General features: G+C 34.4%; 11 protein-coding genes and 3 tRNA genes. 3 read left to right on the top strand and 11 right to left on the bottom strand.

All coding sequences use genetic code 11. The features are described 5' to 3' along the window. Nucleotides 1-3 precede the first annotated feature (3 nt). Complete coding sequence (locus LZZ90_RS08505) at nucleotides 4-765, bottom strand: C40 family peptidase (protein ID WP_237790266.1); 762 nt, start codon at nucleotides 763-765, stop codon at nucleotides 4-6. A 91-nt stretch (nucleotides 766-856) separates the two neighbouring features. Next, nucleotides 857-2,035 (bottom strand): acetyl-CoA C-acyltransferase, encoded by a 1,179-nt coding sequence (locus tag LZZ90_RS08510; protein WP_237790267.1) that lies wholly within the window; start codon nucleotides 2,033-2,035, stop codon nucleotides 857-859. A 279-nt stretch (nucleotides 2,036-2,314) separates the two neighbouring features. Between LZZ90_RS08510 and LZZ90_RS08515 the strand changes: the two genes are divergently transcribed. From LZZ90_RS08515 to LZZ90_RS08525, 3 genes are all read left to right on the top strand, one after another. After that, nucleotides 2,315-2,398 (top strand) — tRNA-Ser (locus tag LZZ90_RS08515). 15 nt (nucleotides 2,399-2,413) lie between these two features. After that, nucleotides 2,414-2,488 (top strand) — tRNA-Pro (locus LZZ90_RS08520). A 46-nt stretch (nucleotides 2,489-2,534) separates the two neighbouring features. Continuing rightward, nucleotides 2,535-2,608 (top strand) — tRNA-Arg (locus LZZ90_RS08525). Between the two features lie 53 nt (nucleotides 2,609-2,661). Here LZZ90_RS08525 and LZZ90_RS08530 read toward each other — a convergent pair. The 9 genes from LZZ90_RS08530 to tsaD form a co-directional block, all read right to left on the bottom strand. Further along, nucleotides 2,662-3,234, bottom strand: a complete 573-nt coding sequence (locus LZZ90_RS08530) for a hypothetical protein (protein ID WP_237790268.1) — start codon at nucleotides 3,232-3,234, stop codon at nucleotides 2,662-2,664. Between the two features lies 1 nt (nucleotide 3,235). Beyond that, complete coding sequence (locus tag LZZ90_RS08535; RefSeq protein WP_237790269.1) at nucleotides 3,236-4,420, bottom strand: class I SAM-dependent methyltransferase; 1,185 nt, start codon at nucleotides 4,418-4,420, stop codon at nucleotides 3,236-3,238. 1 nt (nucleotide 4,421) lies between these two features. Then, complete coding sequence (locus LZZ90_RS08540; protein WP_237790270.1) at nucleotides 4,422-5,513, bottom strand: AI-2E family transporter; 1,092 nt, start codon at nucleotides 5,511-5,513, stop codon at nucleotides 4,422-4,424. An 81-nt stretch (nucleotides 5,514-5,594) separates the two neighbouring features. Further along, the gene (locus LZZ90_RS08545; protein WP_237790271.1) at nucleotides 5,595-6,548 is read right to left on the bottom strand and encodes a zinc metalloprotease; all 954 of its coding nucleotides are present in this window, start codon (nucleotides 6,546-6,548) and stop codon (nucleotides 5,595-5,597) included. Nucleotides 6,549-6,838: 290 nt separating this feature from the next. Further along, nucleotides 6,839-7,795 (bottom strand): zinc metalloprotease, encoded by a 957-nt coding sequence (locus LZZ90_RS08550; protein ID WP_237790272.1) that lies wholly within the window; start codon nucleotides 7,793-7,795, stop codon nucleotides 6,839-6,841. A 165-nt stretch (nucleotides 7,796-7,960) separates the two neighbouring features. Then, complete coding sequence (locus LZZ90_RS08555; protein WP_237790273.1) at nucleotides 7,961-8,602, bottom strand: DUF4159 domain-containing protein; 642 nt, start codon at nucleotides 8,600-8,602, stop codon at nucleotides 7,961-7,963. 7 nt (nucleotides 8,603-8,609) lie between these two features. Continuing rightward, nucleotides 8,610-9,314 carry a 16S rRNA (uracil(1498)-N(3))-methyltransferase gene (locus LZZ90_RS08560; protein WP_237790274.1) on the bottom strand — a complete coding sequence of 235 codons (705 nt, stop codon included), beginning with the start codon at nucleotides 9,312-9,314 and terminating at the stop codon, nucleotides 8,610-8,612. Between the two features lie 7 nt (nucleotides 9,315-9,321). Continuing rightward, nucleotides 9,322-10,296 (bottom strand): alpha/beta hydrolase, encoded by a 975-nt coding sequence (locus LZZ90_RS08565; RefSeq protein ID WP_237790275.1) that lies wholly within the window; start codon nucleotides 10,294-10,296, stop codon nucleotides 9,322-9,324. Between the two features lie 3 nt (nucleotides 10,297-10,299). Then, nucleotides 10,300-11,322, bottom strand: a complete 1,023-nt coding sequence (gene tsaD, locus LZZ90_RS08570; protein WP_237790276.1) for a tRNA (adenosine(37)-N6)-threonylcarbamoyltransferase complex transferase subunit TsaD — start codon at nucleotides 11,320-11,322, stop codon at nucleotides 10,300-10,302. Nucleotides 11,323-11,437: the final 115 nt, after the last annotated feature.

Genomic DNA, 11,437 nt, shown 5'->3' on the forward strand with positions numbered 1-11,437 from the left:
GTTTTATATAATCTTTTTGATTACTCTAAGTTTGTGAGTGTGTCTCCCAGTGTCAACGTTGTAAATTCCTAAATGATCCAAACGGTCAATACGAACCTTTCCGTGAGCGTGAATGATGTAGTTGTTTTCCATGATCATTCCAACATGGATGATTCGTCCTTCATCATTGTCGAAAAAAGCCAGATCACCAGGTTCACTTTCTTCAATAAAACTTAAGGCTTCGCCTTGAGTAGCTTGTTGAGAGGCATCACGAAGAATAGAATATCCGTTAAGTTTATAAACCATTTGCGTAAACCCTGAGCAATCAATTCCAAAAGGTGTTTTACCACCCCAAAGGTAAGGTGCGTTCAAATACATGAAAGCAGTCTTGATTAATTCTGATTTGGGTTTAATGCCGCAAACTTTAATCCCTTCAAAGGAAAATTGAGAACTATTTATTTCCGGATTATCTAAAAAAGCCAAAGAACTTCCTACGGGAATTGGCATTAAATAATTATCTGGAGTTGTAATGTATTCGACTAAATCTGCATTCATTACTATTGCAGAGGAGTCAAGCAGCTTGAAATTAGTTTCGGAAATTATCTGAAACTGTTTGTTGTCAATCCAACCTTCGTAAGCGTCAAATGCAAGTTGAATTCTGGACCATTTTTCAGTTTGTTCCAAAATTTTAAAGTGCTCTCCAAATAAAACCTGAGAAACTAATTCGCTTCGGTCACTTGGTTCAAAGCGTAACGGTACGATCGCCAGATTACAAATTGCAAACATTTAAGGAAAATAGGAGTTATAAATTATGAGTTACAAGAGAACTTGTCAAAATTCGAAAACTTATAACTCATAATTTTTAATTTATAACTGATTAAGCTCTTTCAATAACAATTGCAGAAGCACCACCACCACCATTACAGATAGCTGCAGCTCCGATTTTTGCATTGTTTTGCTCTAGAACATTAATTAAAGTGACTACAATTCTTGCTCCTGAACATCCAAGAGGGTGACCCAAAGAAACAGCTCCTCCGTTTACGTTCACTTTGTTATTATCTAAACCTAAAATTTTAGCATTAGCCAAACCTACAACAGAGAACGCTTCGTTAAATTCGAAGAAATCAACGTCTGAAAGCGACATTCCTGCTTTGTCTAAAGCTTTTGGTAATGCTTTTGCAGGTGCTGTAGTGAACCATTTAGGCTCTTGTGCAGCATCGGCATAAGATTTAATGTATGCTAAAGGTTTTAAACCTAAAGCGTTTGCTTTCTCCTCGCTCATTAAAACAACAGCAGCTGCACCATCATTAATAGTAGAAGCATTTGCTGCAGTTACAGTTCCTTCTTTTGTGAAAACTGCATTTAAAGCAGGGATTTTATCTAATTTAACATTTGTGTATTCTTCGTCTTTAGCAAAAACGATAGGGTCTCCTTTTCTTTGAGGAATTGAAACCGGAACGATTTCGTTGTCAAATTTTCCAGCCTCCCAAGCTTTAGCTGAACGCTCATACGATTGAATAGCGAAAGCATCTTGCTCCTCACGAGTAATTTTATATTCTGATGCACATAAATCGGCAGCAACACCCATTGCGTTGTTATCGTATGCGTCGGTTAAGCCATCTTTTTGCATTCCATCCATCATGGTTGCCGGTCCGAATTTTGCGCCGTTTCTCATGTGAACATAGTGAGGAATTAAACTCATATTTTCCATACCACCCGCTACAACTACTTCAGCATCTCCAGCCATGATAGCCTGAGCACCTTGCATGATAGCTTTCATTCCGGAAGCACAAACTTTATTTACAGTGGTACAAGCAACAGTATTTGGTAAACCTGCATAGATAGCAGCTTGGCGCGCAGGAGCCTGTCCAACACCAGCCTGAACTACGTTACCCATTAAAACTTCGTCAACTAAATTTGGATCTAAATTGATTTTATTTAAAGCCCCTTTAATTGCTGTAGCACCTAATTGCGAAGCTGTAACGGTTGATAAACTTCCCATAAAGCTACCAATTGGAGTTCTTACAGCCGATACAATAACTACTTTTTTATTCATGATATTATGTTGTTAGTTTGTTGAAAGTGCGAATTTAACCAAAATTGTGAAGATATTTTAATTATTAAAGATATTATTAAGACGTTTTTTTGATTTTATCAGTGTTGGTCATGATTAAATAGGAAATAACAATATTTTATTGGATTTCTATTGTGTTGACAATGAATCAGTTTTAAAATATATTTATTAAAAATTAAAAATAATGTAAAAAATAGTTGCAGAAAACAGAACGTTAGTATACATTTGCAACCGCAAAAAAGGATAAGTTATTTGCAAACAGGAGAGGTGCCGGAGTGGTAACGGAGCAGATTGCTAATCTGTCGACGGGTAACCGTCGCCAGGGTTCGAGTCCCTGTCTCTCCGCTTTTTTTTTGCTTTCGGGGTGTAGCGTAGCCCGGTCATCGCGCCTGGTTTGGGACCAGGAGGTCGCAGGTTCGAATCCTGCCACCCCGACGATAACATTTTCAGTATTCCCAATACAACTGAAATTAAAATTTAAGGTCCCGTAGCTCAGCTGGATAGAGCAACTGCCTTCTAAGCAGTAGGTCTCAGGTTCGAATCCTGACGGGATCACAAAAAAGCCTAGCAACTTGCTAGGCTTTTTTGTTTTTACTTATGCGGTATTTTTATTCAACACAATTCAAGTAATTGATAAAGTAATTTTCTGGAAAAAAATCGCCTTTAAAGGTCACGGATTGTATCTGCTTTTTGAAAACATAATCCATGCTTTCCGTGACGAAATTTATTTTGATTAGGCTGACAGGGTATTTTTTCAAATCTTCAAACCCTTCTTTTGGAAAGAAAAAATAGTTATTTAATAATCGGATGTTGTTTTTTTCTTTTTCATCAAACATTAACTGGCTGCATATTTCTCCTGCGCTTAAAAGGGTTACAATTTTTCCATTACTGAGTTGTAAAGAAATTTTTGATTTATTGTCAAAACAAAACGGTTTAATAAAATCTTTGCTTTTTTGAAGCAATTGAAAATTTAAGAAAGGGGTTCCGTTTGAATTAATTAATGAGAACAAGACAAATTCTTTTGAACTTATAAAATCTTTCTCATGTATTAAATAATCGGGGGTTTTCTTTAAAAAAGTTGAATCTGTTTTTTCTTCAAAGTCGTATTCACATTTTTTTTGCTGGGCAGTTACTGTTATAAAGGCAAGGTTTAAAATAAGGGCTGCAAGTATTCTTTTCATTTTAATGCTGGATTTTTTGGCAAAGTAAAACTATTTTTTCGTTTAAAAGATTTGTGGTAAAAAAACAATAATCGATTCCTCCATCTTTAATTTTCCATTTTTTTCTGATTTCTTCAACAGATATTGGAAAATTTCTTGTTGTGATGTTTGCTTTTTTTCCTTCAAAATGCCTTTTAATTTCGGCTTTATCAAAAGGAATGACCTCGTTGATTTCAAAAATTCTGCCAGGAAATTCAATTAAATCTTCTGAAGTGTACAAATGGGAATGCTTGTGCAATTTTTCAAGCTTATAATGAACTCCAATTGCTTCAAAAGCTCCTGTTTTCATCATTGCGGCATTAGGCTCGTAAAGATATTTTTTAGGCTGAGAATATTCAGATTTGACTTCTTGATTGTTGTAATTGATGGAAAATAGTTGGATGTTCTCTTTGGTTAGCGAAACTGCATTAAGTGCGATTTCACCGTTATAATCCTTTTCAATTTCCCAAAGCAGCTCTTTCACTTCATTGTCTAAAGCGATAATATGAATGCTTTTAACAAATTGCAATTCACTTAATCCTGATGTTATATCCAGAATAGGAGCGGTTTTAATTAAAAGATTGTCTGAATAATTAAAATACGTTTCCAAAAGCATTGGAACATTCGGTAAACAGTCTTTGAGCATGAATACTTTACCTTTTACATCACTTCTTCGTGATGGGTCGATGTAAATCCAGCTCCATTTTTGATCAAGTTTCCTCAAAATTTCCAAACTGTCTCCACTATAACATTCTAAGTTTCTTTGATTGAGAATTTTATAGTTGTGTTGAACAATTTCGGATAATTCCTGATTAATCTCACAATGAACAACTCTATTGAACTTCTGTGCGAAATAATAATCATCGATACCGAAACCACCGGTTAAATCGATTAGCGTTTTTCCATCAATTAGCGAAGCTTTGTATTTCGCGGTTATTTCCGAAGAAGTCTGCTCAATGGAAATTTTAGAAGGATATAAGATACACCTGTGGGCGAACCAAGTGGGAAGTTTTTCTTTTGCCTTGTTTTTTGAAGCGATCTGATTTAAAATGTCATTCCATTTAATTTCCGGGAACGGGTTTTTCATTAGCGCAATTTTGGTAAAATTGGCCTGCATGGAATTGTCGATAAAGTCTTGAACTTCTGCTTTTAAAAGAGGTGAATCCAAATTAGATGTCTTTGGTTAACATTCGAACGATTTTATTTGAAGGAAGAAATTCTTTGGCAATTACCTTTAAAACGGTGTAAGAAGGTATTGCTAAGATCATTCCGGTAATTCCAAACAGAAATCCGCTAATTAGGGTTATTAGGAAAATTTCTAATGGATGTGATTTGATACTGTTGGAGAATATAATCGGTTGGCTTATATTGTTATCAATTGCCTGAACGATTGTAAAACCAATCAATACATAAAGTGTAGTAGGTAGGATTTCTGTTTTGAAATCAGTGCCTAAAAGCCCCATCATTGTTAGGAATACAGCTAGAATTGTACCGATTAATGGACCGATATACGGGATGATATTCAAAATTGCGCAAATTAACGCGATTGTAAAAGCGCTTTTTACACCAAAAATCAGCAAAACAATGAAGTAGAGAATAAAAACGATAAATAGCTGAAGCAAAAGACCTCCAAAATAACGCGACAATAAATAATTTGTCTTGTCTATTGAAGCTAAAATCTTCTCTTCGTGCTCATCTGGAATTATTCTTTTGAACAAATATTCGAATTGCACACTGTCTTTCATCAGGAAAAAAGAAATAAAAGCAACTGATACAAGCCCCATCCCAAAATTACTGATGATACTAAAAACCGAATTGAGAATTGTCGGAAGAAAATTAAAGTTAAGTTTTGAAGTCATATTCGATTTTTCGGCAAGGGAAAGCAAATCGATATTGTGGTTTAAAAGATAGGTGTTGGTTTGCAGTAAAATGCTGTTAAAGTTTTTCTCAATGGAATTGGTGTCTAATAACGATAGGTTTTCACTTTGGGAAAGTATCAAAGGAACGAACATCATTACAAAACTCACAATCAATCCGATGAAAAAAAGCAGGGTTGTTACAACAGCTAAAGTGTTTTTGAATTTAAGCCTTTTTTTTAAAAAATTGGAAATCGGCTTACCAATTAAGGAAACCACAATGGATATGAAAAGATAAATGATAACTGTACTTATTTTTGATAAGACAAAAAGCAGTAATGCTAAACCGGCAAGTATAAGTACAGCTCTGACAATTCCTTTTGCAAGTTCTTTTGAAGTCATCAATTTTAATTTACAAATCGAACTTAAAAATATAAAAAAAACTCGCTGTAAAAGCGAGTTTTAAATTTATTTTTTAGTTTTCTATTATGGTTGAGCAAAAGAATTTCTTGCACCACCAGCAGCAAAAATAGCTAACATTCTAGATTTTTGACCGTTAGAGAACATATACATAGCTTTATCATCTGTATAATCCATGTAGTTCATTGTCATTTCAATTGGTGTTCCTGTACAAGTACTGTAGTGAGGGTAAGCAGGTACACCATAGTTAGCAGTATTGTGTAATGGAGTGTCAGAAACTTGGTCATTTCCACAAGTTGCATCTCCCCAAATGTGACGCAAGTTCATCCAGTGACCAACTTCGTGAGTTGCAGTTCTTCCTAAGTTGTAAGGAGCAGTAGCCGTACCTGTTGTTCCGAAGTATTTCGAATCGATAACAACACCATCGGTTGCAGATGAACCTCCAGGGAATTGTGCATACCCTAAGATTCCACCACCAATTGTAGCAGCCCATAAGTTTAATTTTGTTGTTGGAGAAGTTGGAGCTAAACCACCGCTAGCAGTTTTTTTACACGCATCGTTAGTTCCCCATGATGTTTTTGTGGTAGATTTTCTGATAACCTGATCTAAAACGAATGAAATTCCAACGTTTGCTTTTACTCCTGAGAAAGCTGCAGGAACTTTGTTGAAATCTGAGTTCGTAGCGTTAAAGTCTTTATTTAAAACATCAATTTGTGACTGAATCTGAGCTAATGAAATGTTCTCAGCAGTTGTTCTGTACAATACATTTACAACCACAGGGATTTCAATTCTTCCATTAACTAATCTTCCTGTTTGGATAGCATTTTCTGTGAATGCTTCAATTTCGTTCATTCTGATTGCTAACTCAGGATTTTCTCTTAATTGTCTGTCTAAAACATCGTTAGACGCACAAGCTCTCTGAGCAGTTGTAGAAGATTCAGATGCGGTTGAAACAGCTTCTTCCTTGTTACATGAAATCAAGGACAGTACCAAGGCTGCTGACAAAATGATTTTTTTCATAATAAATTAGTTTTTTGTTAAAATAGTTTGCTAGTTGGTTAACTTGTTGCAATTATATAACAAAAAAATTAATTACGAAATAGTTAAGATAAAAAAAATAAAATTTATAAATTTTTATTAAAAATTCAATTTATAAACAATATGAATGAAAATAATTTAAAATTATAAGTTTTTAAATTGTGTTTGTTGATAAATTAAAAGTGTTTTTTGTCGGAATTATTTTGCATTTTATTAAATAGAATAAAAAAAACCGCTTAAAAAAGCGGTTTTTAAAATAAGTAAGATAAATTTTATGGTTGAGCGAAGGAATTTCTAGGGCCTCCGGCAGCAAAAATTGCCATCATTCTAGACTTTTGTCCTTCAGAGAACATATACATTGCTCTGTCATCTGTGTAATCCATATAATTCATGGTCATTTCAATTGGTGTTCCTGTACAAGTACTGTAGTGAGGATAAGTCGGAGCTCCATAATTTGCTGTATTGTGTAATGGAGTATCGGAAACCAAATCACTACCACAAGTAGCATCTCCCCAAATATGGCGTAAGTTTAACCAATGACCAACTTCGTGTGTTGCAGTTCTTCCTAAATTATAGGGATAATTTACTTGTCCACTTAAACCGAAATATTTAGAATCGATAACCACACCGTCTGTTGCAGACGATCCCCCAGGGAATTGTGCATATCCTAAAATACCACCGCCAATTGTACAACACCATAAGTTTAATTTTGTTGTTGGGTCGGTAGGATTAAGTCCGCCTTGTTTTGTTTTTTTCATGGCATCTCTGGTTCCCCAAGATGTTTTTGTGGTAGATTTTCGAATAACCTGATCCAAAACGAAATGAATTCCAACATTGGCTTTTACACCTGAAAAAGCAGCAGGTACTTGGTTAAAATCAGAATTTTGCGCATTAAAGTCTTTGTTTAATACATCTATTTGGGACTGAATTTGAGCATCGGAAATGTTTTCAGCCGAAGTTCTGTACAACACGTTAACCACTACTGGAATTTCGATTTGCCCATTAACTAAACGATTCATGCGTATTGCATTATCAGTAAATGCTTCAATCTCGTTCATTCGGATGGCAAGTTCTGGATTCTCTTTTAATTGTTCTTGTAAAACATCGTTAGAAGCACAGCCTCTTTTTTGAACTGTTGGGTTTGATGTTTCTGTGGTAGTAGTAGATTCTTCGTTGTTACAGGATGTTAAAATGGCTAACATTGCGCCTGCCAAAATAATTTTTCTCATAGTTTTTAGTTTTAAATTTAGATTGTGTCGATTTGATTGTAAATCGGGAACAATTTTAGAGATAAAACTAATATTTAAGAAATATATTGTACGATAGGTAGAAAAAATCGATTAAAAACTAAAAATAATCATTTTTAAATGTATAAATAATTGACCTGTAGTTTTTTAATTATTAAATACGTAATTGATAAGATTTGCCCCCATTTTTAAGGCTTTGGTTCTCACTTCCAGCGGGTCGTTGTGAACTTCTTGGTTTTCCCAGCCGTCACCCAAATCGGTTTCATAAGTATATAACAATACTAATCGGCCTTCGATAAAAATACCAAAAGCTTGTGGTTTCTTGTTGTCGTGTTCGTGAATTTTAGGAATTCCGCCCGGGAAATTATAAGGTTTTTGGAAAATTATATGATTCGAAGGGATTTCAACCAATTGATTATTAGGAAAAACACGTTTGATTTCTTTTCGAATGTATTGATCCATTCCGTAATTGTCGTCAATGTGTAAAAATCCACCTGATGTCAGATAATTTTTTAAGTTTAGAATATCATTATCACTAAAAACTACGTTTCCATGTCCAGTCATATGAACAAATGGGTAGGAAAACAAATCTGGGCTCCCAACTTCAACGGTTGGTATTTTTTGGTCAATTTTAGTGTGGATGTTTTGATTACAGAATTTCGCCAGATTAGGCAATGAGGTAGGGTTTGCATACCAGTCGCCACCACCGGAATATTTTAATAAGGCAATTTCCTGAGAAAAACCAAGATAGTATAGTAGTAAAAAGAAAATAACAACTGTTTTTTTCATGAATTCATTATTCGTTTGCAAAAACAAAACTATGACAGGCAACTACAGCTGCAGTTTCGGTTCGTAATCGCGTATTGCCCAAAGATACTGGAATATAATTGTTCTGTAAAGCCAATTCGATTTCTTTAACAGAAAAATCACCTTCAGGACCGATTAATAAGGTGTATTTTTGTTTAGGCTGAATACTTTCTTTGAGAAGTTTTTTTTCGGTTTCTTCACAATGTGCAATGAATAAATCACCCTGATGCTTTTGATTGATGAAATCTTTAAAGGAAATCGGTTCGTTTAATTTCGGTAAATAGTACTGTAGCGATTGTTTCATTGCCGATTGTATGATTTTATCAAAACGCTCGGTTTTTATAATTTTTCGTTCGGAATGTTCACAAATAATAGGAGTGATTTCATGAATGCCTATTTCAGTTGCTTTCTCTAAAAACCATTCAAAACGGTCGTTCATTTTGGTTGGGGCAACTGCAAGGTGCAAATAAAAATCGGTTTCTTTTTGTGAATCAATCTGGTTGATTTTTACCGTACATTTTTTATCGGAAGCTAAAATGATTTCAGTGTGAAATAAATTACCCAAACCATTGGTAACATGTAAAATACCGCCTTCTTTTTTACGTAAAACTTTAACAATGTGTTTGCTTTCTTCTTTGTCAAAAGAAAACTCTTTTATTGAAGAATTAATATCAGGATTGTAAAATAACTGCATGCTAAAATTAATTATTTGTTAGCCATTTTGCCCATTGTTTACCAACGTCTTCCCAATTGTAAACAGCATGATTGGGTTCCATTTTTTCATTAACAGGAAAGTAATTGTGCTCTAATCCTATCATAGGAATAAAAGTAATGTTTTTTAATTGTTTTCGAATAGCCTCAACATAAAACAAATCATTGTAAGCGGCATTCCAGTCTTTAGTTCCGTAAGTGATAAGAACAGGGATTTTTATTTTTTCCAACTTTTCAGAAACAGGAACGGAAAAATCGTAAGTTGTTTTAAAGCTGTCTCCTTCTTCGGTTATTAAATCATTTTTGTTTTCCACAACTTCTTTCCAATATTCAATGGTATTGTTGTCCGAATCATAATATCGACTTTGTGCTAAAATGCTCATAATTCTTCCGTATGGGTTTCCTCCAGAATATATTAAATGAGTGATTTTAGTGTTTTCTGAAGCCATTTTTGCGGCAATTGAACTTCCTTCGGAATGACCTGAAACAACCAATTTTTTATCTGAAAACATAGGGAGTTTTATTAGTTTACCAATGATCCAATTGTTTCTATTGACATAATAATCGGGAAAATTATTGTTGTTGTAGTTATCGGGTGTTTTTCCAGATTCGTCTGTATAGGTGTAATTTTGATTTAATTTTGACACCTCTGAAATTACCGGAACCCCTGGTTTTCCAACGATAACAAGATGAAACTCGTTTAGAAAATCATCAGGATTAAATGGGAAAGTTCCGTAAATGCCTTTTTCGTCGTATTTGATAACGGGTTGTGGTAAGCTTCCCTGACACCAGAAAAAAATCGGTTTCTTTTTTGTTTCTTCTCCCTTTTTGGTTTGGATCAGAATATCTACAACTTGCTTTTTATATTCTAATTTAAGATGTTGAAAACCAAAATCTTCAGCTGATTTTTGAGCAGTTACTATAAAACTTAAAAGAAGTAAGAGCAGTGAAACTATTTTCCTCATGTTTTAAAACTCAATTCTTGCTTTTGATACAACCGAAGCATCTTCAAATTGTTTTTCTAAAAACTTATAATAACCTACAATTCCAATCATGGCAGCATTGTCGGTGGTGTATTCAAATTTAGGGATGAAAGTCTTCCAGCCGTATTTTGTTTCTGCTTCTTTTAATGTGGTTCTGATTCCTGAATTGGCAGAAACTCCGCCACCGATTGCAACTTGAGTTATTCCTGTTTCTTGTGATGCAATCTTTAGTTTTTCCATTAAAATCTGAATAATGGTGTACTGAATAGATGCACAAATATCGTTACGGTTTTCTTCTATAAAATTAGGATTCTCTTTTACATTTTTTTGAATGAAATAAAGAATCTGAGTTTTTAATCCGCTGAAACTGAAGTTTAAGCCATCAACTTTCGGTTTAGTAAAAGTAAATGCTTTTGGGTTTCCGGATTGTGCATATTTATCAATTAAAGGTCCGCCGGGATAGGGAAGACCTAAGATTTTTGCGGTTTTGTCAAAAGCCTCTCCAACAGCATCATCGGTTGTTTCTCCAATAATTTCCATTTCAAAGAAACTTTTTACGTTGATAATTTGGGTATGACCTCCGGAAATTGTCATGGCAAGAAAAGGAAAAACAGGTTTATCAAATCCTTCTTCATCAATGAAATGAGCCAAAACGTGCGCATGCATATGATGTACAGAAACCAAAGGAATATTTAATGATAGAGCCATTGATTTGGCAAAGGAACTTCCAACTAAAAGTGACCCCATTAAGCCTGGACCTTGGGTAAAAGCAATTCCGGAAAGCTGAGATTTATCAATTCCAGCTTTTTTTAATGCAACATCGATAACCGGAACTATATTTTGCTGATGGGCACGTGAGGCTAATTCTGGAACTACACCTCCATATTCCTCATGAATGGACTGTCTGGCTACAACATTTGATAAAACTTTATCGTTTTTTAATACGGCTGCGGCGGTGTCATCACAGGAACTTTCGATGGCAAGAATATAAATTGGCTGTTTTGTCATAAAAAAGGCACGAAATTTGCTTAAAATTATTTACGTCTGTATTATCTTTGAATTGTTAATTTTTTCACGAGCTATTTTGTTTATTTTTGCTTGTTAACACTAACAATTTCACATA

Origin of the sequence: Flavobacterium sp. SM15 (assembly GCF_022012335.1) — a bacterium.
Taxonomy (GTDB): domain Bacteria; phylum Bacteroidota; class Bacteroidia; order Flavobacteriales; family Flavobacteriaceae; genus Flavobacterium.

What these genes read in the sequence shown, in the direction of transcription:
- LZZ90_RS08505 (WP_237790266.1), bottom strand. Translation starts at nt 765, where the DNA reads ATGTTTGCAATTTGTAATCTGGCGATCGTACCGTTACGCTTTGAACCA.
- LZZ90_RS08510 (WP_237790267.1), bottom strand. Translation starts at nt 2,035, where the DNA reads ATGAATAAAAAAGTAGTTATTGTATCGGCTGTAAGAACTCCAATTGGT.
- LZZ90_RS08530 (WP_237790268.1), bottom strand. Translation starts at nt 3,234, where the DNA reads ATGAAAAGAATACTTGCAGCCCTTATTTTAAACCTTGCCTTTATAACA.
- LZZ90_RS08545 (WP_237790271.1), bottom strand. Translation starts at nt 6,548, where the DNA reads ATGAAAAAAATCATTTTGTCAGCAGCCTTGGTACTGTCCTTGATTTCA.
- LZZ90_RS08550 (WP_237790272.1), bottom strand. Translation starts at nt 7,795, where the DNA reads ATGAGAAAAATTATTTTGGCAGGCGCAATGTTAGCCATTTTAACATCC.
- LZZ90_RS08555 (WP_237790273.1), bottom strand. Translation starts at nt 8,602, where the DNA reads ATGAAAAAAACAGTTGTTATTTTCTTTTTACTACTATACTATCTTGGT.
- LZZ90_RS08560 (WP_237790274.1), bottom strand. Translation starts at nt 9,314, where the DNA reads ATGCAGTTATTTTACAATCCTGATATTAATTCTTCAATAAAAGAGTTT.
- LZZ90_RS08565 (WP_237790275.1), bottom strand. Translation starts at nt 10,296, where the DNA reads ATGAGGAAAATAGTTTCACTGCTCTTACTTCTTTTAAGTTTTATAGTA.
- tsaD (WP_237790276.1), bottom strand. Translation starts at nt 11,322, where the DNA reads ATGACAAAACAGCCAATTTATATTCTTGCCATCGAAAGTTCCTGTGAT.